32 protein-coding genes are annotated in these 24,577 nt (G+C 60.9%); 17 read left to right on the top strand and 15 right to left on the bottom strand.

All coding sequences use genetic code 11. From position 1 onward, the window contains the following. Positions 1–4: 4 nt before the first annotated feature. From J4D28_RS09010 to J4D28_RS08970, 9 genes are all read right to left on the bottom strand, one after another. A complete protein-coding gene (locus tag J4D28_RS09010) occupies positions 5–532 on the bottom strand; it encodes a phage terminase small subunit P27 family (protein WP_103330423.1) in 528 nt (175 codons plus the stop codon). 180 nt (positions 533–712) lie between these two features. Then, the gene (locus J4D28_RS09005) at positions 713–1,057 is read right to left on the bottom strand and encodes an HNH endonuclease (RefSeq protein ID WP_103330426.1); all 345 of its coding nucleotides are present in this window, start codon (positions 1,055–1,057) and stop codon (positions 713–715) included. Then, positions 1,057–1,347: a phage holin family protein gene (locus J4D28_RS09000; protein WP_103330428.1), complete on the bottom strand. Its 291-nt coding sequence runs from the start codon at positions 1,345–1,347 to the stop codon at positions 1,057–1,059. The genes J4D28_RS09005 and J4D28_RS09000 overlap by 1 nt, the downstream gene beginning before the upstream one ends. Further along, positions 1,340–1,699 carry a putative holin gene (locus tag J4D28_RS08995; RefSeq protein ID WP_103330431.1) on the bottom strand — a complete coding sequence of 120 codons (360 nt, stop codon included), beginning with the start codon at positions 1,697–1,699 and terminating at the stop codon, positions 1,340–1,342. The genes J4D28_RS09000 and J4D28_RS08995 overlap by 8 nt, the downstream gene beginning before the upstream one ends. Positions 1,700–1,909: 210 nt before the next feature. Further along, entirely contained in the window at positions 1,910–2,368 is a 459-nt protein-coding gene (locus tag J4D28_RS08990) for a hypothetical protein (RefSeq protein WP_103330433.1), read from the bottom strand. Between the two features lie 328 nt (positions 2,369–2,696). After that, the gene (locus J4D28_RS08985; RefSeq protein WP_103330435.1) at positions 2,697–5,393 is read right to left on the bottom strand and encodes a bifunctional DNA primase/polymerase; all 2,697 of its coding nucleotides are present in this window, start codon (positions 5,391–5,393) and stop codon (positions 2,697–2,699) included. Then, positions 5,390–5,596: a TraR/DksA C4-type zinc finger protein gene (locus J4D28_RS08980; protein ID WP_103330437.1), complete on the bottom strand. Its 207-nt coding sequence runs from the start codon at positions 5,594–5,596 to the stop codon at positions 5,390–5,392. The genes J4D28_RS08985 and J4D28_RS08980 overlap by 4 nt, the downstream gene beginning before the upstream one ends. Next, complete coding sequence (locus J4D28_RS08975; RefSeq protein WP_103330439.1) at positions 5,589–6,077, bottom strand: phage regulatory CII family protein; 489 nt, start codon at positions 6,075–6,077, stop codon at positions 5,589–5,591. The genes J4D28_RS08980 and J4D28_RS08975 overlap by 8 nt, the downstream gene beginning before the upstream one ends. 140 nt (positions 6,078–6,217) lie before the next feature. After that, entirely contained in the window at positions 6,218–6,448 is a 231-nt protein-coding gene (locus J4D28_RS08970) for a YdaS family helix-turn-helix protein (RefSeq protein ID WP_103330440.1), read from the bottom strand. 96 nt (positions 6,449–6,544) lie between these two features. Between J4D28_RS08970 and J4D28_RS08965 the strand changes: the two genes are divergently transcribed. The 17 genes from J4D28_RS08965 (at position 6,545) to fdxA (ending at position 18,977) form a co-directional block, all read left to right on the top strand. Further along, positions 6,545–7,195 (top strand): helix-turn-helix transcriptional regulator, encoded by a 651-nt coding sequence (locus tag J4D28_RS08965; RefSeq protein ID WP_103330441.1) that lies wholly within the window; start codon positions 6,545–6,547, stop codon positions 7,193–7,195. Between the two features lie 135 nt (positions 7,196–7,330). After that, entirely contained in the window at positions 7,331–7,525 is a 195-nt protein-coding gene (locus tag J4D28_RS08960; RefSeq protein WP_103330443.1) for a hypothetical protein, read from the top strand. After that, on the top strand, positions 7,522–8,097 hold the full coding sequence (locus J4D28_RS08955; protein WP_103330446.1) for a deoxynucleotide monophosphate kinase: 576 nt from the start codon (positions 7,522–7,524) through the stop codon (positions 8,095–8,097). The genes J4D28_RS08960 and J4D28_RS08955 overlap by 4 nt, the downstream gene beginning before the upstream one ends. A gap of 10 nt (positions 8,098–8,107) precedes the next feature. Beyond that, entirely contained in the window at positions 8,108–8,383 is a 276-nt protein-coding gene (locus J4D28_RS08950) for a hypothetical protein (RefSeq protein WP_103330448.1), read from the top strand. Beyond that, complete coding sequence (locus tag J4D28_RS08945) at positions 8,380–8,763, top strand: hypothetical protein (RefSeq protein ID WP_103330450.1); 384 nt, start codon at positions 8,380–8,382, stop codon at positions 8,761–8,763. Before J4D28_RS08950 ends, J4D28_RS08945 begins: the two co-directional genes overlap by 4 nt. Next, entirely contained in the window at positions 8,760–8,996 is a 237-nt protein-coding gene (locus J4D28_RS08940) for a pyocin activator PrtN family protein (RefSeq protein ID WP_103330452.1), read from the top strand. The genes J4D28_RS08945 and J4D28_RS08940 overlap by 4 nt, the downstream gene beginning before the upstream one ends. Before the next feature lie 51 nt (positions 8,997–9,047). Continuing rightward, positions 9,048–9,398, top strand: coding sequence for a hypothetical protein (locus J4D28_RS08935; protein WP_103330454.1), 351 nt, complete (start codon positions 9,048–9,050; stop codon positions 9,396–9,398). 42 nt (positions 9,399–9,440) lie between these two features. Continuing rightward, positions 9,441–10,253, top strand: a complete 813-nt coding sequence (locus tag J4D28_RS08930; RefSeq protein WP_103330456.1) for a DUF2303 family protein — start codon at positions 9,441–9,443, stop codon at positions 10,251–10,253. 74 nt (positions 10,254–10,327) lie between these two features. Continuing rightward, positions 10,328–10,963, top strand: coding sequence for a hypothetical protein (locus J4D28_RS08925; protein WP_103330458.1), 636 nt, complete (start codon positions 10,328–10,330; stop codon positions 10,961–10,963). Then, complete coding sequence (locus J4D28_RS08920) at positions 10,960–11,505, top strand: phosphohydrolase (protein WP_103330460.1); 546 nt, start codon at positions 10,960–10,962, stop codon at positions 11,503–11,505. Before J4D28_RS08925 ends, J4D28_RS08920 begins: the two co-directional genes overlap by 4 nt. Continuing rightward, positions 11,502–12,320, top strand: a complete 819-nt coding sequence (locus tag J4D28_RS08915) for a hypothetical protein (RefSeq protein ID WP_177477853.1) — start codon at positions 11,502–11,504, stop codon at positions 12,318–12,320. The genes J4D28_RS08920 and J4D28_RS08915 overlap by 4 nt, the downstream gene beginning before the upstream one ends. Next, positions 12,317–12,649 (top strand): hypothetical protein, encoded by a 333-nt coding sequence (locus J4D28_RS08910; protein WP_103330462.1) that lies wholly within the window; start codon positions 12,317–12,319, stop codon positions 12,647–12,649. The genes J4D28_RS08915 and J4D28_RS08910 overlap by 4 nt, the downstream gene beginning before the upstream one ends. After that, positions 12,646–14,427 carry a DNA cytosine methyltransferase gene (locus J4D28_RS08905; RefSeq protein ID WP_103330465.1) on the top strand — a complete coding sequence of 594 codons (1,782 nt, stop codon included), beginning with the start codon at positions 12,646–12,648 and terminating at the stop codon, positions 14,425–14,427. The genes J4D28_RS08910 and J4D28_RS08905 overlap by 4 nt, the downstream gene beginning before the upstream one ends. 49 nt (positions 14,428–14,476) lie before the next feature. Then, positions 14,477–14,674 carry an excisionase gene (locus J4D28_RS08900; RefSeq protein ID WP_103330467.1) on the top strand — a complete coding sequence of 66 codons (198 nt, stop codon included), beginning with the start codon at positions 14,477–14,479 and terminating at the stop codon, positions 14,672–14,674. After that, entirely contained in the window at positions 14,641–15,885 is a 1,245-nt protein-coding gene (locus tag J4D28_RS08895; RefSeq protein WP_103330469.1) for a site-specific integrase, read from the top strand. Before J4D28_RS08900 ends, J4D28_RS08895 begins: the two co-directional genes overlap by 34 nt. Positions 15,886–15,943: 58 nt before the next feature. Further along, on the top strand, positions 15,944–18,511 hold the full coding sequence (gene mutS, locus J4D28_RS08890; protein WP_177477857.1) for a DNA mismatch repair protein MutS: 2,568 nt from the start codon (positions 15,944–15,946) through the stop codon (positions 18,509–18,511). A gap of 142 nt (positions 18,512–18,653) precedes the next feature. Beyond that, entirely contained in the window at positions 18,654–18,977 is a 324-nt protein-coding gene (fdxA, locus tag J4D28_RS08885; protein WP_007924025.1) for a ferredoxin FdxA, read from the top strand. Between the two features lie 501 nt (positions 18,978–19,478). Here fdxA and rpoS read toward each other — a convergent pair. From rpoS to ispF, 6 genes are all read right to left on the bottom strand, one after another. Beyond that, positions 19,479–20,483, bottom strand: a complete 1,005-nt coding sequence (gene rpoS, locus J4D28_RS08880; RefSeq protein ID WP_007924026.1) for an RNA polymerase sigma factor RpoS — start codon at positions 20,481–20,483, stop codon at positions 19,479–19,481. Between the two features lie 106 nt (positions 20,484–20,589). Further along, entirely contained in the window at positions 20,590–21,423 is an 834-nt protein-coding gene (locus J4D28_RS08875) for a peptidoglycan DD-metalloendopeptidase family protein (RefSeq protein WP_007924027.1), read from the bottom strand. Between the two features lie 209 nt (positions 21,424–21,632). Beyond that, positions 21,633–22,268, bottom strand: a complete 636-nt coding sequence (locus tag J4D28_RS08870) for a protein-L-isoaspartate(D-aspartate) O-methyltransferase (protein WP_172833404.1) — start codon at positions 22,266–22,268, stop codon at positions 21,633–21,635. A gap of 41 nt (positions 22,269–22,309) precedes the next feature. Further along, positions 22,310–23,059, bottom strand: a complete 750-nt coding sequence (surE, locus tag J4D28_RS08865) for a 5'/3'-nucleotidase SurE (protein ID WP_009047229.1) — start codon at positions 23,057–23,059, stop codon at positions 22,310–22,312. Then, positions 23,047–24,105, bottom strand: a complete 1,059-nt coding sequence (truD, locus tag J4D28_RS08860; protein ID WP_009047228.1) for a tRNA pseudouridine(13) synthase TruD — start codon at positions 24,103–24,105, stop codon at positions 23,047–23,049. The genes surE and truD overlap by 13 nt, the downstream gene beginning before the upstream one ends. Beyond that, positions 24,102–24,575 (bottom strand): 2-C-methyl-D-erythritol 2,4-cyclodiphosphate synthase, encoded by a 474-nt coding sequence (ispF, locus tag J4D28_RS08855; protein WP_007924033.1) that lies wholly within the window; start codon positions 24,573–24,575, stop codon positions 24,102–24,104. Before ispF ends, truD begins: the two co-directional genes overlap by 4 nt. Positions 24,576–24,577: the final 2 nt, after the last annotated feature.

The raw sequence follows: 24,577 nt of genomic DNA, 5'->3' as shown, positions 1-24,577 counted from the left end.
ACGGTCAGAAGTACTTCTGTGCGATTTCCTGTTCGTCATTGGGGAATAGCTCGCCTTGAGGTACAGCCGGCTTCAGCGACCTTCGCGCCATCGGCGAGAATCCGAACTTGGCCCCGGCATCATTCGCCCGCCGCTCTGCGTCATTGCGCAACTTGCGCCAGATCGACAGATCCTGAGCACCGGTTTTGTAGGTCTGAACGTCGCCGCGAGTTGAGTTCGCCAGCCCTTCGTTGAGCTGCTGGATCTTGAGCGTCCAGCGACGGTAGTCGGATACCGCCTCGCAGTACTGGGCCATAACCTGCATATCCATCTTGGAAATGAGACGCAGCTTGACCAGATCGGGCACCACCCGCGCCCACTCCTGTCGGGCGTCATCGTCGAGCCAATCCGGCATCGGCGGCGCCTCGACAGGCAGCAGCGGTTCGGCGTGCTCGCGCATCAGCCGCTGGCGATCCAACTTGCTCGGGTTGCCATTGAGCAGGTGGACGATGGCGGGCTTTGGTGGGCGTCCAGAGTTTTCGTTTCCCGCCATTTCACACCTCAGATTTCACGTACACCCCTCAACCAGAAACAAGGGGTACCCCCCCATTTTTCCCGCTCCTGCACAAAAAACGGGGCGAGAGGTCAGAAAGAGATTTGTTCAGAGCTTTTTCACCCCCCCTCCCCTTGAGGGGGAAGGCGGACGCACCAGGGTGGTGCAGGGTGGCGCAGGTCAGGGCCGGTGCCAGTGATGGCCGGGATCCAGAGGAATGCCGTCATCGGCGCATCCGATCTCGTACCCGCGCTTTTCAAACCGCTGCTTGGTCGAGTCGTGATGTGGCTTACACAGGCCCTGCCAGTTCTTCCTATCCCAAAACAACTTCGACGCCTTGCTGATGGCGGACTTGATGCCCGACTTCAGCGCCTGCTTGAGCCCGTGCTGAACCTTATGGTCGACCACGGTCGCCGGCTCAAGCCGGCCTTGCTGCTTGCACATCACGCACAGCGGATGCTTTCGCAGGAAGTCGCCCCGGGCCTTCGCCCAACGACTGTCATAGATGCGTGGTTCGTCCGCCATCACCCCATCTTCCACACACGAGCCAGGTTGCCCGCGCTCTGGCAGACAGCCCCGACGAACACCACCAGCAGAACCACCAGCGGCCAGGAATGCAGTGGCATAACCAACTGCCCCTTCAAGATGTACGCGGCAGCAGCTCCAGACGCGACCATCACCAGCCAGGCAAGACAGCTCATGTCCCGCCGGTACCGAGCACCGCGGCGGCGAAAGGTGAACAGCCGAATGAACAACACCACGCACAGCCAGAACGTGGCCTGCGTCAGGACTTCTTGCACCAGGTGACTATCCATCCTGCCTCCCTTGCGGCTCAGCCATGGCCCCCCGCCGCTTGATCACGGCGAGCGCGACAGTAACGACAACCACCGAGGCCCCAAACGCAGCGGGCCCGGCGTACTTGAAAGGACGCACGCCGAACAACTCGACATCAGCCATTGCAGGCGCGAACAGGTACCCCATGACAAAAGACACAACGAGGAACAGAACACGCTTCCAGACGGGAAGCTCTTCAGTTGTCGTGAAGAAGATCAAGGCGCCAGCAAGAGCGCCGATTACGGCCAGGACATCGATACCCGCCACCAAACCGGACGCTGCAAATCCTGCGGCACCGGCCACAACAACTGTCGAGGTTGCCGGTTCGCTCATGCTGATATCTCCCTCACAGGCGCCCGAACGGGCCAGAAAATAAAAACCCCGCCGAAGCGGGGTGAAGTAACCGGACAGGGCAGCCCGGGTGGAGCAAGCACACAGCAAGTGCTCGATGGGCGCTCAAGGCGCAAAATTCATATCGTGGCGACTTTTTACCCCCTGAGTACGGAACCGAAAAGAGCCTATTTTCGGTTCAACAGTTCGGCGCTACTTCGACGCTACTTTGAGGTAGGTTCGCAGGAAAACACCACGACGAGCGGTCAACTGTTTCCGGTCATTCGCCCGCTTGGTCAGAACCTGCAACAACCGAAGGTGAAGCGCCTGCACCTGATCGAAGTAGGTCTGCCGCGGCAAGTCCAGCAGATGCACCTGCATTGCAACCGTCGGCGCCGGGGCACTGCCATAGCGCAGCATCGCCAGCCGTTCCAGGCGCTCGCCGCGGGGATCCTGCCGCCCGATATCAGCAAGGGCCGCCGCGACTTCCTGAGAGACGCCATCAGGCCCAGCACCAGCCCCCAAGATGATCCGCGAACCCGGCGTACCACGTGGCGCACAGCCGCCCCACTCCATGATCGTTCCCATCGGGCTCCCCATGCTGCCGGTAGATCCGTTATCCCGGCATTGCTGGCCCCAGTGCCGCAACAGCTCTTCAATCTCAGGAATCATCGCCCCGCCCCTCCGAAAACCAAACCCAACACACAAAACCCCATACCCAACACAAACCCAACACAACCAAAAGCCTTACAAATCAATACTTTCAAGCTAGCTGTGTAAGGTGTGTTGGGTTTGTTGGGTTTATCTGTCCTCGCATGAAGAAAAAAATCACGCCATTGAAGTCGAGCAAATAACGTCACGCAGGCGCACGCGCGTAGCCAAACCCAACACACCCAACACAAAGCCCGCAAAGCCGCGAAACAGAAGGCCCAAATTTGTGTTGGGTAGTAAAAACCAACCCGACACACACCCAACACACCCAACACACTTTTAGTCGTAGTCATGCGGCAGCCGCCTTGATGTGGTCCCAGTTGTCGACGTTCCAGCCCGCCAAGCGCGCCTTGGCCCGCCAGGCGTCCACCTGCTTCCCCAGTGCGGCCGCATTCAGTGATGGGGCCGGGGAAGCATCAGGATCGACAGGAAAGAAGAACGCACCGAACCGTCGGTTGTTGCCATCGGTCCAGGGGATCGCCCGCGTCTTGTCCACCTCCGAACTGATGAACAGCGAGAACTTCGTCTGACTCATGACGTGCTCTTTGTTGCGCTGGCACCACTCAAGGAACAGCGAATACAGGTCAGTGGACAGGCACGGCCCCCACAGCCCATTCCCAAGCTCGCTGTACTTCCACAGGTGCAGGAACGTCTGCCAGCCGGCCCGACTCAGCGCCACCAGCCGTTCACGGGCAGCCGTGGACGGTGGTCGCGTGCGCTGGTTGAAGTCACCAAGGTCTATCGACAGCAACCACCCGTACAGAGCGGCCACGCCGCCCTCTTCCAGTTCCTTGCCTATCGCCTTCTGCCGTTCCACCGGCAGCGTCTCTTGCGGCCACATCACCAGCATTCGCCGGTCGCTCTCGCTGATGGGCCACGGCAAAATCTCGTTGCTCAGGAACACGGCGTTCATGTGGTTGGCTTCTTCCCAGCCATTGATGAACTTCGACTCCATGCGGACCGTCTTTCCGGTAATCAGGTGCTTGATCTTGCCCACCTGGTTATACCGCTGATCGCGGCTTACCACTTCCTCGAACACCGACCACAACTTACGGCTTTGCCAAGCATTGAAATTGCTCTCCAGCTGCGCCTGCCCGACCGTGGCGGCGTACTGGCCGTAGAGCATGCCCAGGACATCGGCGAACAACAGGCTCTTGCCTGAGCCTTCCATAATCGAATGCATCAGCACCGCGGTATCCATCTTCGCGCCCAGATGCTGCAACGGGTACGCCAGCCAGCGCACCAACCAGTCATTGGCCGCGTCGTCGTGGTTGCACAGAAACTTGATCAGCCAGCGCAGGTTCGCGCAGGCGGCATCATTCCTGACGGGTTCCAGCGGCAGGCCGTCGAAGGTGTTGATGTACACCGCGGGATCCTTCGTCATGGTCGGGTCGAAAACGATGTGCTCGACGTCCACCGTCCGCCGATCCGTGCTGTTCAACCACATCGGATAAGCATCACCGAGGGCCATCTTGACGGCGCCCTCGGCGATCCTGCGCTTCTTCTCCCGGTCCCAAACGTCCTTGGTCCCGTCGATGTATACATATCGCTCAGTCGCCACCATGCCGAAGGCGCCGCCCTTCTTGCCGGCCATCCGTCGCGCCTGCTCGATATCGCGCACGTGGTCGTCCGATATCAGGCGCTTGCCCGTGTCGTTCAACCATTCCTTCGCCAACGGCTTGCCAACCCGAGCTTCGAAGGCGGATTTCTTCATCACCTTCGACTGATCGACGTCCCAAACATGAGTGGTACCTTCCACCAGCGCATAGCGCCTCAGCACCTGGTCGAGCGTCAGCGCCTCCCCCGCCCCCCCGTCAGAAGCCGGAGCGGCCTCGCCGGGCTCGCGGTCGTCGCCCGGGCTCGGCCGGCTCGAAGCGCCAGATGGGGGCGGGGGAAGATCATTCGGGTCCGGGCGCGATGAATGCTGCATGCCGAGCATGCGCGCCGCGTCCTTCACCGCCTTCAACTGGTCGCCGTGGTGCTCGAGCAAACAGAACACCTCGAACGCATCGTTCTGGTGACCGTTCGCCAGCGGATCCGCGCCGTGGTGCGAATACACCTTGCCTTCATCACTCACCGTAATACCCGGCAAACCGGTGCTGCTCTGCGGATACAGCCACTTACTGCCGCGCTTGATGTAGCCATGGGCGCGCAGCAGCTCTTGCACGTCGTGGCACCGGTTGAACTCATCGATCACCGAAGGCTGGTTACCCTTGGGCGCCGGTCGATTCACCGGCTTGCCTGGGGCCTTCTTCGGTTTCGGGGCCCAGGGGCAAGCCGCCTCGGCGCCACGCTTGAAGATGTCCCAGTTGTTCCAGATCGCCAGCAACTCGTGGGTAAGCTCCGGCAGGCCATCGACCGCGCTCGGCGGCGTGCGCCAGACATACGGCTTGCCGGTACCCGGGTGAATCGATGGCGGCAGCAGGTCTTGCACCAGCCCGCCGCGCAGCTCGAACACCGTAAAGCGCTTGTACTCTTCCGCCTCGGCCTGGGCCGCGGCTTCACCAGCGATATCGCCGGCGGCCTTGGCCGCTTTGACCTGGGCCATCAGCGCCTTGTAGATCGCCCCGTCAGGATCCTTCTCGTTCGGCCACGCCAGCGAATGCCGGCTCAGCTCAAGGCCGTCCGGCACCCGGAACATGATACGAAAACGCGCCGGGTTACCGACCACGGTCGGGAACACCAGCGCCATCGCATCAAGATCGATTCCCAGCAGGTCATAGAGAACGTGCCGCGTCCACTGCACATCATCGACATCGAGCGAACAGACCCGGCTGGGGCCCAGCACCACGCCCAGGTTGTGCCCGGGCTTCTTGTGCCAGAAGTCCGCCGCCTTCGTCGCATCAGTGAAGTAGCCCCCCGGCTGGTTCCAGCGCTTGCCCTTCGGCCCCTTCTCGCCCGGCTCGATAGGCACCAGGGCCAGACCGAAGGAATCAACGTATCGCCGCGCCCATTCTGCGATGGGCATTCCGTTGGCATCACTCATCTGCGCCGCTCCCGCAACCCCTGGCAGCTGACGCAGGTCTGGCAACCTTGAATCGTCTGCTGACGAAGTAACGGGATCGGCTCGTCGCAGTCGACGCACCACTCAGCGCTGGCGACGCCCGCCACGGGGCGCTGGCGACGCTCAAGTGCCACCTGCAACAAGTAATCGGCCTGTTCATTTGCGCGATCGATATCATCAGCCATGGTCGCGAGCCTCCATAGCTTCACGAGCACCGGCCATGATGCCCAGGACAGCGCGGATCACGTCCGCGCCGTGCTTTTCCAGCTCCGCTACTTCATGCGGCTCCCACACGTTATCCGCAGCACCTTCATGCATGCTCGAAACGAACAACCCGGTTTCATGCAACAGCTTGCTGACCGCCAGCAACGCCTGTTTCGTGGGCGCCGCGGGCTCAGGCTTGTACCAAACCATGCCGGCCGGGCGCAGCAATGCGTCCAGCAGCACCGGGCTGCGCGTCAACCGGATCACCTCTTCCAGTTCATCCGGATCCAGCCAGCGCTGCTCGAAGTCGTGCTTGAGTTTCTTCTGTAGGGTGTCGTAATCGATGACCATGTCCAGGGCCAGGGCGGTTACACCTCCCTTGTAGGAATGGCCAGCGCGGTAGAGCGCCTTACGAAGAGGAAGAACCGGCTCAGTGGCCGGTGATTTGGGGTTTCGACTCATAACCGTAAATACCTCTTTTACGGTGTAGCCAGACGATAAGGCACGCCCTATCATCCAGCTCACGACCGATGTGCATGTGCTGTGTATCGTCGTAGCCGGGCTGGGGGATTCTTTGGTGAGAGGCCCCAGCTCGGCACCCTTTATGCCGCAGCCCTTGAGCCGCGCAAGTACGCCCAGTCAATATCCGGGCGAAGCTCTTCACAGGTAACCGCGCCCTGTGTTTCCCGCTCTATGCTCACTGCCAGACCGCCATTCGCCCGCCGATTCCCATAGGCGACCTGCTTAAGCTGACCCGCCGTGGTCTGGCAACGACTTGCCAAGCTGTCTAACTGCGACTTTTCGAGACCTTTTATGTATGAATGCAAACTCATAAGCACCTCCGTTTCGCAAAAGACTAGCAGCCGCTAACGGCATTAACAATAGCTGCGCGCAATTTACAAAACGCTAAACAAAATTAAGATGCATGGATGAATATCAGCCAGCTACGAATCGACGCCCTGAGAAAGCTAATTGGTGATCTGAAGACCAAAGAGTTCGCAGATCGCTACAACCTCGATGCGTCCTACATTTCCCAGCTTTTGAATGGTCATCGCCCATTGGGTGATAAAGCAGCCAAAAATCTCGAAGAAAAGATTGGCCTGCCTGGTGGAACACTCTTGATGCCCGCGCACTCAGCCCAGGACGGCCTGGCGCTTGGCGTTGAGCCAGGTCCCAATTTAGCTACACCTTTCCGGCGGGCGCCCATTCAAGGACTAGCCCAAGTGAAACCGGACGGATTGTGGGATGAGCTGACACCAACAAGTGGCTGGGTCGATGTACCTACTTCGGACCCAACTGTTTATTCAGTGCGCATCAAGGGCGATGCGATGGCACCAGCCATCAGGAATGGCTGGATTGTGTGGTGTGAGCCACGCCACGCCCTGGTACCGGGCGAATATGTACTGGTATCAAGGACTAACGGCGAGTGCATGATTAAAGAGCTGCTGTATTCAAATGACGAAGAAGTCAGCCTGATGTCAGTCAACGATACCTATGGAAGGGTCACCATTCCACGAACGGAGATCGAGAAAATTCACTATGTCGGAGGCATCATGCCACCGAGCCAGATTCAAACCTGACCCAAGACCGCCAAAGAAACCGCTCTCTGAGCGGTTTTTTTTGCATTACGTAAAAATAAGATAGCCACAGCTATTGTTAATTCTGTTAGCCGTTGCTAACTTTATCTCGTACCCCTCTCACCAAGAGTACGAGACATGCAAACGACTACACAGCACAGCAACACCCGCTGCCCGGTGTATCTGCACCCGGCAGCCTGCACCAGCCCTGCCGCCGTGGAAGCCATCCAGCGCCAGACCGGGCTGCTGGTGATCACCAGCAGCCGCCGCTCCGCCATCACCGCCCCTAAGCCCGCCGGCGACTTCGGCCCGTTCGGGGGTGACGCAGCATGAAGCCGATACTGATTGGCCTCGCCGGCCCCGCCCGCTCGGGCAAATCCACTGCCGCCGATCACCTGGTGCGCAACCACCTGCTGGAACACTACGCGTTCGCCGACCCTCTGCGCTCCGGCCTGATGGAAATCTTCAACCTCGACCCGGACGACTTCGAGGGCGACAAAAAGGAACAGCCCATTGACTGGCTGGGTCGCTCGCCTCGCCAGCTGATGCAGTCCATGGGCACCGAGTGGGCGCGCCAAATGGTGCACCCGGATGTATGGGTGAAGATCGCCGAGCAAAACCTCAACTACCTGCAGAACTCGCTTTCAGGCGTGGTCGGCTTCGTCGTCAGTGACGTTCGCTTCGAGAATGAAGCCGAGTTCATCCGCCAGCGCGGCGGCACCATCGTCCACATTTCGCGGCCCGACGCCGCTGCAGTGAACCCGCATATCAGCGAGGCCGGTATTCGCGTCAAGCGGCCCGACCTGATCGTTCGCAACACCAGCGACCGAGAGCGTTTGCGCTACCGGATCGACGACTGCGTTGCAGTTATCCGGCGCCGCACCCTGGACCAGACCGCCGCGTGAGGTGACCACTATGAACCGCACCCTGGACGAAACAGCGGCAGTGCTGGGCATCAAGCCTCGCGCCTTCCGCGCCAAGCTGCGCGACCTGCGCATTCTGACCACGGACGGCGACCTGGCCAGCCATCACCGCGATGGCGGTCACCTCTTCTCCGACCCTCGCAGCGTGCAGATCGGCAAAACCGGCCGCTACAAGCATTACGCCGTGGTCATGGTCACCGAGGCCGGGGTGCCGTGGCTGGCCAAGAAGCTCGGCATCACCATCACGCACAAGGACGACGCAGCATGAAAACCAACTACTTCAACGCCTACACCCAGGCCCTGGGCGCCCTCAAGCTGATCCCGATTTACCTGAACTGCCCGGGCGTGATCAGCCGCGCCACGCTGGTCGGCGCCAGCACCGAAGCCGTCCAGCTGCTGGAGAGCATGCCAGCAATGACGGTTGAGCTGGCCGAAGTGTTCCGCAGTGTGAACAGCGTTATCCAGCCGGGGCAGACCGCTTACGTCACCCCCACCAACTCACCGGAAACGCCTTACGGCGCGGTGGTGGCGGACGCCAGCGGCCAGGTGTGCGCCGCAGCCATGGGCGCGAGCAAGGACGGGTTGGCCGAGCTGATCCGCCTCAAGCTGCAGCCCGCCCCGGTGGGGTACGGGGAGGCCAGCCCATGACCGACACCCTCGACCAGTTGCGCCGCCAGTTCGCGACCCCGTGCCCGACGCTGGCAACCGTGCGGCAGGAATACTTCCCGCACATCCGCACGGACAAGCACCTGCTGGAAGAGATCCGCAAAGGTCGCATCAAGCTGACTGTTAAGCGCATCCATCAGTCAGTACGGGCCCCGCGAGTGGTTTACCTGTACGACCTGGCCACCTACCTCGACGCACAAGCGCAGGCGGCCTGAAGCAACGGTGGTCCCTGCCGCCCAGGGACAAACAACAGTGAGACACAGCACATGAAACCCACCGACACCGCCGAGTTCATCGGCGAACTGAACGCCGGCGTCTTCGCCAACCAGATCGGCCACGCCCTGTCCGAAGTAGCGGCCGGGGTCGTCGACCACGGCAAGGCCGGGGTCGTTGTCCTGACCTTCAACCTCAAGCGTATCGCGGACAGCCATCAGGTCACCGTGAACCACAAGCTCGACTACAAGGTGCCAACCAAGCGCGGCAGCCGCAGCGAGAACACCGCGCTCGACACGCCAATGTATGTCGGCGAAGGCGGAAAGCTGACGCTGTTTCCAGAAGCGCCAGGGGCTGCCCAGCTCTTCAATCTGGACCAGGCACCGATCCACGCCAAGTCCTAAACCCACCGTTCCATCCCTCTCACCAAAGCAGGAATAGATCCAATGGAAGCCAAAGCAATTCAACTGATTCAAGACACCGCGGTACTCGCCTACGCCAAGCCCCTCGGAACGCACCAGCCGGCCTTGGTACTGCCCCACGATCAGAGGATTCACAGCATCGAGCACTTCGGCGCAACCCGTAGCCGCTTCCGCGGTGCCCTGAGCACCCACTCCCTGAACGACTTCGGCGACTACGTGACGCAACAGAGCGAGGCGAATGCCGCGGTCGGGTTCGTCAACGCCGAAGGCATGGCCTGCACCGTGTTCTTCAACCTGGGCAACACCACCGTACCCGGCCACGGCGACTTCACCGCAACGCTGAACCTGAGAAAGACAGCCGCATTCAAGGCCCTGGAGCGCGCCGCGGGGGCCACGTTCGAGCAGAAAGACCTCAGCGACTGGATTGAAGACTGGGCGCCAAACCTGATCGCCACGGACATCGAGGGCGCAGAGATTGACCTGCGCAAGGCGGCAAGCGCCATTCGTTCCATCAGCATCGAGCAAGCCCGCAACAGCGAACACACCGTTGGCGACCTCAGCGCCGCCAGATCGGCCATGGAGAAGATCGAAGCGAAGTCGGCCGAGGGCCTGCCGGCCGGGTTCACCTTCACGACCGAGCCTTACGAGGGCCTGCAACCCCGGACGATCACCCTTCGCGTCGCCGTCCTGACTGGCGGCGACAAACCCCGCCTGAAGCTGCGCTGGATCGGCGAAGAGCAACTGCGCGAAGACCTGGCCCAGGAGTTCAAGGACGTCGTGCAAGAAGAAGTAGGCACCGCCGCGACCCTGACCATCGGCAGCTTCGAGCTGCTGTAACACCCCCTGCAACACCCCGCCGCCGTCCTCTCACCAAGTATTCCGGCGGCGGGCTCTAACGAGGTACACAGCACATGCAAACTCAACACCTGATCATCATGGCCGCGGGCAGCGCTCTCGGCTTGGGCCTGATGGCGTACTTCATCCGCAAGCTACTTCTGCGTGCCTGGAACCGCGGCTACGCCGCTGGCCACAATCACCGCTTTCAGGACAAGCAAAACCGGATCGCGAACCTAAACGGCGATCTGGCCCGCCTCAACGGCATTGTTGAAGTGTACAAGGAAGAGCTGGCCACGCTCTGGCGTCAGGTCCAACGGGTGAAGGCTACTCCTTTCACGATGGACGACCACCAGACCCTGATGGACATCGCCCATCTGCTACGCGTCGCGCACGACACTTGGAAGGCGATTCCCAACACCGGCCCGATGCAGCTCAAGGCCGCAACCCTGACGAAACACGCCCAGGCCCTGGCCTATCGCGTCTTCGGCAACGTCACCTCGGCTACCGCGCTGAACGGCGAACCACTGGACACCCAACTTATCGAGTGGCTGAACACGGAACCCGAAGCAGTGACCATCTGCGTCACCGTTGTCGGCGAGGTTCACACAGAGCACGGTCATTTGCGCGAGGTACTGCGGGAAGCCTACGAACAGGCCAGACAGGCCCGAGCCACTGACCAAGGCGAACAGCCAGCGGAGAACGCAGCATGACCTGGATACTCACCGCCAGCGGCCGCCAGTTCGACTTGCTGAGCCCAACCGCCGCGATGGTCACCCCCTACGACATCGCCCACGCGTTGGCCCACCTGTGCCGCTTCAACGGCCACACCCGCCAGCATTACAGCGTCGCCCAGCACAGCCTGCTGGTGGCCGGCCTGTGCCCCGAGAAACACCAGCTGGCCGCCCTGCTGCACGACGCGACCGAAGCATACATCGGCGATATGACCCGGCCACTCAAGCAAGTAATGCCGCAGTACCGCCAGGTCGAGGAAACCATCTGGCAGGCAATCTGCGACCGCTTCAACCTCGAACCGACCCTGCCCAGCGTGGTGGTGCGCGCTGACCTGGTGCTACTGGCCACCGAGCGCCGCGACCTGATGCCCGACCATCCCGGCGAGTGGGATTGCCTGAAGGGCATCCCCGCCATGCCCGAGCGAATCACCCCGCTGACAGCCCAGGAAGCGAGCCTGCAGTTCTTCAGCCGCCTTATGGACCTGATGCAGGCCAACCACCGCCGGAGGGTCTGCGCATGAGCAGCAACGAACTCAGCGTGCCACGCGACCTGTTGAAGAAATGGCATCGGGACCTGGACGCCTGTCAAAAAGCCATCTGGCTGGCCGGAGGCTTCGACCCAGCGTACTGCACCGACGCCCAGGCTTGCCTTGGAGAAATGAATGACCTTCTCGCCGTCCCCGTGTCGGCATGGAACCCGCACCCTGCCGAATCGAACCTTGCGGCCCTGCTGATCCTGTTGGCGCAATCCGGTGTGAACGTTTCGGGAGGCATTGGCGGCGCGCCCTGGGCAGTCGAGCCCGTGCCGCCTGCTGGCGGGGAGCGGTGGAAGCAACTTGCATCAGATCAAGAGCTGCATACCTCCGAGTTGAGCAGGAAGCTGCAAGAAACTCGCAAACATGCCGCCGATGCGCAAGCCGCGCTGGACGCGCTGAAAGCCGCCCAGGGCGAGCCGGTGGCTTTAACGGCGGTCGGCATATTGCGTGACGATGGTGATGGTGGTCTAGCGCCCGAATGGATTCTTGAGGGCGGCACCGCTGAACTTTGGGCGGGCGCTGTGTTGCTGATCGCCGATGGGGCCCAGGATCTATGTGCAGAGGACGGGCATTGCGACCTGTACCGAGAGCAGCCCGCGCCGGTAGCTGATGCCCAGCGTAAAGATGCCGAGCGGTACCAGTGGCTGCGCGAGCGCGACCTCGAAACCCTTCACCGCGGCGGCGTGTTCGCTGGCCAGACACCACAAAACATGGTCCTGAATGGCAAAGACCTGGATGACGCCATTGACGCCGCCAAGCTCGGCGAGGTGGTCAGCGTGCCCAAGGAGCTGATGCCATGAGCCAGACCACCTCCTACCTACTCGCCTCCCTACACCGCGCCCAGCACCAGGGCGACAAGACCCTCAACGTCTCTACCCTGGACCTGAAAGAAGTACTAGCCGAGCTGCAGAGCCTCAAGACCCGCGAGGAAATGAAGTGCTCCGGCGGCGCCCTCGTCGGCTGGGCCGACCCGGTGAAGGTCCGCGAAATGCGCGAGGGTAAGCGGTTCTATCTGACCGTCCGCCGGAAGAAGAGCGAACTCTTTTCCAAGCAGGTTTGCGCATCAGTTGCACAGCTGGCTGGCCCAACCTTGACAGATATCCCAGCCGACGCCGGAGGCTACCAATGACGTCCATGTCCCTCGCCCTGCCATTCGAAAAGGAACTGGTGGTGGACCTGTTCGCCGGCGGAGGCGGTGCAAGTACTGGCATCGCCAGGGCCTACCGCGAGCCTGACGTAGCGGTCAATCACAACCCCATCGCCCTGGCCGTCCACCGCGCAAACCACCCGGAGACCGCGCACTATGTGGCGGACGTGTTCGAGGTTGACCCAATCATGGCCACGGCCGGACAACCCGTTGGCATCCTCTGGGCGTCGCCAGACTGCCGCCACCACAGCAAGGCCAAGGGTAGCGCACCACGCGACCGCGGCGTCAGGGGCCTGGCTTGGGTCGTGGTTCGCTGGGCGCACGCCACCCGCCCGCGACTGCTGTTCCTTGAGAACGTCGAAGAGTTTTGCGACTGGGGCCCAGTGAACGAAAACGGCCAGCCGATCAAAGAAGAACGGGGCCGAACCTTCAAGGCTTTCATCGCTGCGCTCAGCACCGGGCTACCCGCCAACCACCCCGATATGCCCGAAGTCGTTCAATCTATCGGCGAGTTTGTACCGGTCGAGAGCCTGGTGCGCGGGCTCGGCTACAACGTCGAATGGCGCGAGCGCATTGCAGCGAATGCCGGAGCCCCCACAATTCGCAAGCGCCTTTACCTGGTAGCTCGAAGCGACGGAAAGCCAATCGCCTGGCCAGAACCGCGGCGCCACAAACAGCCCACCCGCAAGCAACAACCCTGGCGAACCGCCGCCGAGTGCATCGACTGGAGCCATAGCAGCCGCTCGATCTTTCGGGAGAAACCAATGGCGTTGAATACCCGTCGGCGGGTAGCCAAAGGGCTATGGCGGCACGTCCTGACCAGCCCGAAGCCGTTCATTGTCCCGATGCGCGGCACATCGGATTCACACACCAGCACTCACGGAGTCGATGAATCGCTATCGACCATCAGCGCCGGCGGCACCCACCACGCTCTGGTGCAACCGGTCAGCGCGCCATTCCTGACGGAGTGCGCGAACGGCTCAGCTCAACGCAACTTCGACGTGCAAGAACCCTTGCGCACGCAGGTGGCCCAGGTCAAAGGTGGCCACTTCGCCTTGGTAGCTGCTCACCTGACCCACCTCACGCACCATGGCGCCCGCAGCGGTTACGCCCCTGATGAACCGATGCGAACCGTCACTTGCGCCAATCGAGGCGAGCAAGCCGTGGTGGCCGCCTTCTTCGAACAAGCCAATGGTGGGTTCTACAAGGGAGACGGCCGCCCAGCTGATGCGCCGCTTTCGACCATATGCCAGTCCGGGTCGAATCAGCGCTTGGTCAATGCTTACTTGGTGAAATACTACGGCATGCACAAGGACGGGGTTTCGCTTGCCGAACCCATGCACACGCTTCCAACCAAGGACCGTATTGCACTGGTCCAGACGATCCAGGTTCAAGACACCCTGACGCCCGAGCAAATGGCCGGTGCCACGCGCTGCGCCGCGTTCATGCATGAGCATCTGCCCGAACACTTCAAAGACCCGGCCGACATCATCTTGGTCGGCGGCTACGTTCTGGTTGATATCACCCTGCGCATGCTCCAGCCACCAGAGCTGAAGCTCGCCCAGGGCTTCGACAAGGACTACATCATTAACCGCGGCCTCTTCGTTGACCCGGAAACCGGCGCGGAAGAATGGCGCCCCGTCAATAAAACCGACCAGGTGAAGCTGATCGGGAACAGCGTCTGCCCGGACGAAGCCGAGCTACTTGTCGCAGCGAACGCCGCGGATCTGATCCACATGTACAGGAGGCTGGCAGCATGATCGCTCTCACCTGGTTTACCTATGTGTTCATCTATCAGGGGCCAAAGCCATGAGCATTCCACGCTGGGTAATGATCAAACGCGCCTCCGAACTCACCGGCTACAGCAAGGACGCCATTGAACACAAGATCAAGGACGGAGTCTGGGCCCAGGGACGGATCTGGCGCAAAGCACCCGACGGACGCATCGCAATCAACATGACGGAGTACGACAAGTGGGTCGAGAGCGCACCGCAGGAAGCGGCCTAGAGGCCGAGCTGGCTAAGCACAAGGGCATAGAGATACACGGCGGCAACCTGCGCGTCGTGTTCATGTGGCGCCGCAACCGGTACCGCGAATCTCTGGGGCTCCCCGTCACCAAAGCCAACATCAAACATGCCGCCCTTCTCAGGGCGGCAATTCTTCATGAGATCAAAACCGGCAAGTTCGACTACGGCCGCCACTTCCCCGACTCGAAGAATGCGGCCAACAACAGCAGCGCCAGGGACGAACGGCTGGGCCCACTCCTGGAACGCTACAAGCCACTGAAAGCCGTCGACATCACACCCATGACGGAAGACAAGTACGGCTATGCCCTGGACATCTGCGTCAACTTGCTTGGCGTTGATCGCCTGGCCAGCATTCTGCTGCCCGAAGACATCCAGCGATTGCGGACCCAACTGATCGAGAGTCGCGCCCCATCCACCGCGAACCACTACCTGGCCACGCTGTCGGGGTTTCTGAGCTGGGGCGAAAGCAACGGATACTGTCGCAAAGGACTGTCGGACGCCTGCATTCGATTTGCTCAGCGCGTACAAGATCCGGATCCACTGACCCAGGCTGAGTTCAACCTGCTGATCAGCAAAGGCTGTCTGCACCGGCAGGACTCCGCCGCCATCACCCTCGCCGTCTACACAGGACTACGACCTGGCGAGCTGTGCGCGTTGGCTGTTGAAGACATCGACCTCACCGCCGGCCACATCAACATCACACGAGCCATCACGGCCGCCGGCACATTCAAGCTGCCTAAAACCGGCAAGACGAGAACCGTCCTACTCATGCCACCCGCGCTCGAGGCCTGCAAGGTGTTGCTCGAACTGGTGGCCGAACACGAACCTAGGCAGATCGAGGTCTACCACAACCGCCATGAGAGCCGCACCGAGGCCGTCACCCCTCTACTGTCACCACGAACCCAGGCCCGCAAGAAGCGGATCAACCATTGGTTCGTGCCTACCGCCTGGAATACCAAATGGGCCGCCATTCAAAAGCGGTCCGGGATCCAGCCACGCCGGCCATACCAGACCCGGCACACCTACGCCTGCTGGTGCCTGACTGCCCGTGGTAACCTTGCGTTCATTGCAAAGCAGATGGGCCACAAAGACTTCACCATGCTTGTAGAGGTCTACGCCAAGTGGATGGATGACGAGTCACCGACCGAGCTACAGCACATCTGGTCGGGCATTCAAAGGCTGAACAAATAGCCCCATTTTTGCCCCACACTTTTTTATAATTTTATCTAAGTCACTGATGAATAAAGCAATTTCTGATTTATCCAGCCACACGCCGATGATGCAGCAGTACTGGCGCCTCAAGAACCAGCACCCCGACCAGCTGATGTTCTATCGCATGGGCGACTTCTACGAAATCTTCTATGAAGACGCAAAGAAGGCCGCCAAGTTGCTGGACATCACCCTGACCGCGCGTGGGCAGTCGGCTGGCCAGGCGATTCCGATGTGCGGGATTCCTTATCACGCCGCCGAAGGTTACCTGGCCAAGCTGGTGAAGCTCGGTGAGTCGGTAGTGATCTGTGAACAGGTCGGCGACCCGGCCACCAGCAAGGGCCCGGTGGAGCGCCAGGTGGTGCGGATCATCACCCCGGGGACCGTCAGCGACGAGGCTCTGCTCGACGAGCGCCGGGACAACCTGATCGCGGCGGTGCTGGGCGACGAGCGCCTGTTCGGCCTCGCGGTGCTGGACATTACCAGCGGCAATTTCACGGTTCTGGAAATCAAGGGCTGGGAGAACCTGCTGGCCGAGCTGGAACGCATCAACCCGGTGGAACTGTTGATCCCGGACGACTGGCCGCAAGGCCTGCCGGCGGAAAAACGCCGTGGCGTGCGCCGTCGCGCGCCCTGGGACTTCGAACGCGACTCGGCCCACAAGAGCCTGTGCCAGCAGTTCTCCACCCAGGACCTCAAGGGCTTCGGCTGCGAGAACCTGACCCTGGCCATCGGCGCCGCGGGCTGCCTGCTGAGCTATGCCAAGGAAACTCAGCGCACCGCCCTGCCCCACCTGCGCAGCCTGCGTCACGAACGCCTGGACGACACCGTGGTGCTCGACGGCGCCAGCCGACGCAACCTGGAGCTGGACACCAACCTCGCCGGCGGTCGCGACAACACCCTGCAATCGGTGGTCGACCGTTGCCAGACCGCCATGGGCAGCCGCTTACTGACCCGCTGGCTGAACCGCCCGCTGCGGGACTTGAAAGTCCTGCAGGCGCGGCAGACCTCGATCGGCTGCCTGCTGGACGGTTACCGCTTCGAAAGGCTGCAACCGCAGCTCAAGGAGATCGGCGACATCGAGCGGATCCTCGCCCGTATTGGCCTGCGCAACGCCCGTCCCCGCGATCTGGCGCGCTTGCGCGATGCCCTGGCGGCGCTGCCGGAACTGCAAGTGGCGATGACCGAGCTGGAAGCCGAGCACCTGAGCCAACTGGCCGTGACCACCAGCACCTACCCGGAACTGGCAGCGCTGCTGGAAAAAGCCATCATCGACAACCCGCCAGCGGTGATCCGCGATGGCGGCGTGTTGAAGACCGGTTACGACGCCGAGCTGGACGAGTTGCAATCGCTGAGCGAAAACGCCGGCCAGTTCCTCATCGACCTGGAAGCCCGGGAAAAGGCCCGTACCGGCCTGGCCAACCTGAAAGTCGGTTACAACCGGATTCACGGCTACTTCATCGAACTGCCGAGCAAACAGGCGGAACAGGCCCCGGCGGACTACATCCGGCGCCAGACCCTCAAAGGCGCAGAACGCTTCATCACCCCTGAGCTCAAGGCTTTCGAAGATAAGGCGCTGTCCGCCAAGAGCCGCGCGCTGGCCCGCGAGAAGATGCTCTACGAAGCCCTGCTGGAAACCCTGATCGGCCACCTGCCGCCGCTGCAGGACACCGCCGCGGCGCTGGCCGAGCTGGACGTGCTGAGCAACCTGGCCGAGCGAGCGCTGAACCTCGATCTCAATTGCCCGCGCTTCGTCAGCGAGCCGTGCATGCGCATCACTCAGGGTCGCCACCCGGTGGTCGAGCAGGTCCTGACCACGCCGTTCGTGGCCAACGACCTGAGCCTCGACGATCAAACCCGGATGCTGGTGATCACCGGCCCGAACATGGGTGGTAAATCCACTTATATGCGGCAAACCGCGCTGATCGTGCTGCTGGCCCATATCGGCAGCTTCGTGCCGGCGGCCAGCTGCGAGCTGTCGCTGGTGGACCGCATCTTTACCCGGATCGGCTCCAGCGATGACCTGGCCGGTGGTCGCTCCACCTTCATGGTGGAAATGAGCGAAACCGCCAACATCCTGCATAACGCCACCGAGCGCAGCCTGGTGTTGATGGACGAAGTGGGTCGCGGCACCAGTACCTTCGATGGTCTGTCCCTGGCCTGGGCTGCGGCAGAACGTCTCGCCCATCTGCGGGCGTACACCCTGTTCGCCACCCACTACTTCGAGCTCACCGTCCTGCCGGAAAGCGAACCTCTGGTCGCCAACGTGCACCTCAATGCCACCGAGCACAACGAGCGCATTGTGTTCCTGCACCATGTGCTGCCAGGTCCTGCCAGCCAGAGCTATGGCCTGGCCGTGGCCCAGTTGGCGGGGGTTCCGAGCGATGTAATCGTCCGCGCCCGCGAGCACCTGAGTCGCCTGGAGACCACCAGCCTGCCCCATGAAGCGCCGTCTCCGGTACCGGGCAAGGCTTCGGTCCCGCAGCAAAGCGACATGTTCGCCAGCCTGCCGCACCCGGTCCTCGATGACCTGGCCAAGCTCGATCTGGACGACATGACCCCGCGCAAGGCACTGGAAATGCTCTATACATTGAAGACACGCATCTAACGCTGATGCTTTCAAGCTGTTAGAATCTCGCGCGGTTTGGGATGCTGCGGACTATTAGCCTGGTCCGCAGACTATCGCTCCCGAACCTGGCGACCCCGTCCTGAAGGGGCTCCGCTGCCGCCGCCTGAGGAGAGAATTAGAAATGACCTTCGTCGTCACCGACAACTGCATCAAGTGCAAGTACACCGACTGCGTAGAAGTCTGTCCGGTGGACTGCTTTTACGAAGGCCCGAACTTCCTGGTGATTCACCCGGATGAGTGCATTGACTGCGCGCTGTGCGAGCCTGAATGCCCCGCTGTAGCGATCTTCTCCGAGGACGAAGTTCCGGAAGAGATGCAGGAGTTCATTCAGTTGAACGTTGAGCTGGCCGAAATCTGGCCCAACATCACTGAAAAGAAAGATTCCCTGCCCGATGCCGAAGAGTGGGATGGCGTCAAAGGCAAGATCAAAGATCTCGAACGCTGATTACCTCGCGTTCCCCAAAAAGGCCCCTTGCGGGCCTTTTTGCTGTTCCGGATTCACTTTTACGCAGGCAAAAAAAAGGGGCGGTATGACCCGCCCACCTTTTTTCCCTAGTCCCTGTGTTCCTTTTCATCGTCCTGATGAATCGCATCCTGCGATGTCCTGACCATCATCCTTGATGGCTGTGTCTATCCGTCGACACAGGGCTGATATTAGAGAGTTTCCATGACAGAGCAATGGCACTGACAGCTATAAAAAGTGTCGAACACCGTTCTAGACCTTATAATAAGTTCTTATTAATCAATAAGATAACCAAAAACCTCAGATCAAATAGACAACTTTCATACCGCATAAAAACCGAACACTTACGAAAGAGTAAGCCTTTACTTACATGCTCTTTCAGCTATTGAACGCGCGCCTGCCTATTTCATCTGACTCCTATCGATCACCCAATAAAAAGCCCCGAACATGTCGGGGCTTTTCACGGCAGGATTGCTCGTACCGTTACTGGAACAGCGACTCGCTGGAGAGGCCGTTCTTCTCGAGGATCTCACGCAGACGCTTGAGACCTTCGACCTGGATCTGGCGTACCCGCTCTCGGGTAAGCCCGATCTCCAGGCCCACATCTTCCAGGGTGCTGCTCTCGTGGCCGCGCAAGCCGAAGCGGCGAACGACCACTTCACGTTGCTTGTCGGTCAATTCGGAAAGCCACTGATCGATGCTTTGCGACAGGTCGTCATCCTGCAGCAGCTCGCACGGATCGGTAGGACGATCGTCGGTGAGGGTGTCCAGCAGGGTTTTATCCGAATCCGGACCCAGCGAGACGTCGACTGAAGAAACCCGCTCGTTCAAGCCCAGCATGCGCTTGACCTCACCTACCGGTTTCTCCAGCAGGTTGGCGATTTCTTCAGGGGAGGGTTCATGGTCGAGTTTCTGTGTCAGCTCCCGTGCTGCCCGCAGGTAGACGTTGAGCTCTTTGACCACATGAATCGGCAGCCGGATAGTCCGGGTCTGGTTCATGATTGCCCGTTCGATGGTTTGACGGATCCACCAGGTGGCATAGGTCGAGAAGCGAAAACCGCGCTCCGGATCGAACTTCTCCACCGCCCGGATCAAACCGAGGTTGCCCTCTTCGATCAGGTCCAGCAGCGAAAGCCCACGATTGACATAACGCCGGGCGATTTTCACCACCAGACGCAGGTTGCTTTCAATCATGCGCTTACGCCCGGCCGGATCGCCACTTTGCGACAGACGCGCAAAATGAACTTCTTCTTCCGGAGAGAGCAATGGGGAAAAGCCGATTTCATTGAGATACAGCTGCGTCGCGTCGAGCGCTCGCGTGTAATCAATGTACTTGTGTTGTTTCAATGAAGCGGAGTGTTTGGATTTGGCACGAACTGAAGGTACAGCAGATCCCTCATTCGACATCGAATCAGTGGCGATATCCGTCTCCATAAGGAGAACTTCATCGTCGATGTCAAACTCCGGCACTTCTTTACTGAGAGCCATTGTTATAGTCCTTTGGTGAGTTCGACCTCAGGCTCAAGCGACGCCTTTATCCTTGGCAACGCTGGAACCTGTTCCCTCTACGTGACGGAACAGGCTTGGTAACGGATCAACGACGTGGCAGGAATTGCAGCGGATCTACAGGTTTACCTTGTCGGCGAATCTCAAAGTGCAGTTTCACCCGGTCTGTACCAGTTGATCCCATTTCGGCAATTGTCTGTCCGACTTTGACCTGCTGCCCCTCCCGAACCAACAGCCTACGGCTGTGGCCGTAAGCACTGACGTAGGTATCGCTGTGTTTGATGATGACCAGTTCGCCGTAGCCCCTTAAGCCACTCCCGGCGTAAACCACCGTCCCATCAGACGCAGCTAAAACAGGCTGTCCCAAATCCCCGGCGATATCAATGCCTTTATTCAAACTACCGTTTGAAGAGAATTTTCCAATCAGAATACCGTTCGCAGGCCAGCCCCAGCCCTTTGGCGCGGGGCCTGCAGGCGGTAATGGAGCCGGCGCGGGCTGGCTCGCAATCGTTGGCGCGGCACCTGCCGGACGACGAATTACCGTGGTTTTACTTGAAGAAGATGCACTGGAAGCCGACTTTGTAACCACCGCTGTCGGTGCCGAACCCGAGCGGCCGTCGAAGCGGATGGTCTGCCCCGGGTGAATGGTGTACGGCTCGGCAATATTGTTGCGCGCGGCCAGGGCCTTGTAGTCCCAGCCATAACGGAAGGCGATCGAGAACAGGGTGTCGCCGCGACGAACCGTGTATTGCCCCGTGGTCACCGTCGGGCGCTGCGGTACCGCACTGGTGCGATCGACGACCCGGGCGCTGCTCGACTTATTGCTCGAACACCCGACCAACAGAGAACTCAAGACAAGGCCAATCACCAGTCGCTGAAAGCTTGTTGTACCCATACGCTGCGCAATGACTGTGAGACTCACCCGCCGCTCCCTTTGTGGTGGTTGAAGATAAATGGTGCCTGGCTCAGGCATGAAATGTCGCAAGTATAACCGGCCACCCGCGCTTTACTCCCGGTAAAGCGAAATCGGCAGGTACCGGCATATCGATCATGGTTCAAGGTTGCTTAACCGATTGATCAAGCTGTAAGACCAAGCCGATCAAACAGAATTCACCCGCTCCAAACAAATGCTCAGGCCAACGGCCCGTTGAGCAAGGGAACGAAGCGAACCGCGCCGAGAACCTGCCGCGAAAACCCCTGCTCTTCACGAATGACCAGCATCAGTTGCTGCACTTCGCCGGCCCCGACCGGAATCACCATCCGGCCACCCGGCGCCAACTGGTCCAGCAGGGCCTGAGGGATGTCGGTGGCGACCGCCGTCACGATGATCCCGTTGTACGGCGCCAGCGCCGGCCAGCCTTCCCAGCCGTCGCCCCAGCGGAATACCACGTTGCGCAGGTTCAGCTCGACCAGACGTTCCTTGGCCCGATCCTGCAACACCTTGATGCGCTCGACCGAGAACACCCGCTCCACCAGTTGCGACAACACCGCTGTCTGGTAGCCCGAGCCAGTGCCGATCTCCAGCACCTTGTCCAATGGGCCGGCCGCCAGCAGCAACTCGCTCATGCGCGCCACCATATAAGGCTGCGAGATCGTCTGGTTGTGCCCGATCGGCAAGGCCGTGTCTTCATAGGCGCGATGCGCCAGGGCCTCGTCGACGAACAGATGCCGCGGCGTACGCCGAATGACTTCCAGCACCTGGGCGTTGGACAGGCCTTCATCGTAAAGACGCTGGATCAGGCGTTCGCGGGTACGCTGGGAAGTCATCCCGATACCGCGACGCAACAAATCGTCCTGTTCGCGAGCCATCAGCGCAGCCCCTCCAGCCAGCCATCAAGACTTCTGAAAGCATCGTTGAAGGTGCGATCGAGCTGCAACGGCGTGACCGAGACATAACCCTGCATGATCGCGTGGAAGTCCGTACCCGGGCCACCGTCCTCGGCGTCCCCCGCCGCGGCGATCCAGTAACCGGCCTTGCCGCGCGGGTCGACCGTCTTCATCGGCGCCGCCGCACGGGCGCGATGGCCCAGACGAGTCAGCTGAATGCCGCGAATATGATCGAGGGGTAGATTGGGAATGTTCACGTTCAGCACGGTACGTGGTGGAAGGTCCAGCTGCCCATGGGCCTCGACCAGTTTGCGGGCGAAATAGGCCGCCGTCGGCAGATTATCCACCTGACGCGAGACAAACGAAAAGGCAAATGCCGGAAGCCCCAGAAAACGCCCTTCCAGGGCCGCGGCGACAGTACCGGAATACAGCACGTCGTCACCCAGGTTCGCCCCGAGGTTGATTCCGGATACGACCATGTCCGGATCGCGCTCCAGCAGCCCGTTGAGGCCCAGGTGCACGCAGTCGGTGGGGGTGCCATTGATACTGATGAAACCGTTACTCAAGGTGTGCGGGTGCAACGGCCGGTCGAGCGTCAGCGAGCTGCTGGCGCCACTTTTGTCCTGGTCCGGGGCGATCACCACACACTCGGCGTAATCCGCCAGCGCAGCATGAAGCGCGGCGAGACCGGGTGCTGTTACACCATCGTCGTTAGAAATCAGAATACGCATGGGCTGTCCGTCTGCCCCACCGGCACCAGATCGACGAGTTCACGCACCAATACGGTGGCGAAGCATCCGGCCGGCAGGACGAATTCCAGTTGCAGAATGTCAGGCTCGGGATAATGCCACGTCAACCCGCCAATGGGCAGCCGCAGGATGCGACGTTCGTGGCTCATTCCGGCTTTAATCAACCAATCGCGCAGATCCGCTTCGTCGCCAGCCACCTGCTGTTCCAGCAGTTGGGTCGCTCCCGCGGCAGGCGATTCGCCTTCGCCCCACTGCGGGCCGGTCGGGTGCAAGTCGAGGATGGCCAGGCGCGGATCGCTGCATTCGGCTTCGCCGGCCGGGAAAAAACTGCGGCTGTCGGTGAAGGCCAGCAGGTCGCCGACCTGGGCCCGCTGCCAGCTGCCATCGGCCACACGCGCCGCCAGCACCCGGTTGAACAGATAGCTGCGCGCGGTGGAAAGCAGCCGCGAACGCACGTTGCGCTGTTCCGGCAAGGCCTTGCGGGCGGCCCAATCGCGGGCATCGACCAGGTTGCCGCCGTTATGGCCAAAACGCTGGGCGCCGAAATAATTGGGGATGCCGTGCTTGGTGATCGATTGCAGGCGCTCTTCGATCCCCGCCTTGTCTGCCTTCAATTCGGTCAGGCGCAGGGTAAAGCCGTTGGCCGCATGGGCGCCGCGTTGCAGCTTGCGCTTGTGGCGGGTCAGCTTGAGGATCTTCAGCGTGTCGTTTTCAGCCGCCGACAGATCGGGGTCGGCCTTGCCAGGCAGTTGGATGCTGAACCACTGCCGGGTCAGCGCCTGGCGATCCTTCAAGCCGGCATAGCTGACGGTGCGCAACGGCACGCCCGCGGCCTTGGCAATCCGCCGCGCCGCTTCTTCGGTGTTCAGGCCGCGCTTTTCCACCCACAACCACAGGTGTTCGCCCTCGCCGGTCAGAGGGATGTCCAGGACTTCGTCGACCTGGAAGTCTTCGGCGGTGGCCTTCAGTACCGCGCTGCCCAGGGCTTCGCCATAGGCCCGCGGGCCCAACAGTTGCAGTTCGTTCATGCGCGCAGCAACAAGGCAACGGAATGGACGGCGATGCCTTCTTCGCGCCCGACGAAGCCGAGCTTTTCGGTAGTGGTGGCCTTGACGTTCACTTGATCCAGCTCGACTTGCAGATCCGCGGCGATCAGCGCGCGCATCGTTTCAATATGGGGGGCCATCTTCGGCGCCTGGGCCACGATGGTGTTATCGACGTTGCCGACCTTCCAGCCCTTGGCATGGATCAGTGCGACGACATGACGCAACAGCGCACGGCTGTCGGCGCCCTTGAACTGCGGATCGGTGTCCGGAAAATGTTTGCCGATGTCGCCCAGCGCGGCAGCCCCCAGCAAGGCATCGCTCAGAGCGTGCAGCAGCACATCGCCGTCGGAGTGGGCGAGCAGCCCGAAGCTGTGTGCAATCCGCACGCCGCCCAGAGTGATGAAATCGCCTTCAGCGAAACGGTGCACATCGTAGCCGTGGCCAATACGCATAA

The organism is Pseudomonas sp. GW531-T4 (assembly GCF_017349615.1).
Taxonomy (GTDB): Bacteria; Pseudomonadota; Gammaproteobacteria; order Pseudomonadales; family Pseudomonadaceae; genus Aquipseudomonas; species Aquipseudomonas chlororaphis_I.
The sequence above is the reverse complement of the archived record's forward strand: the minus strand, read 5'-3'. Positions and strand labels throughout refer to the sequence as shown.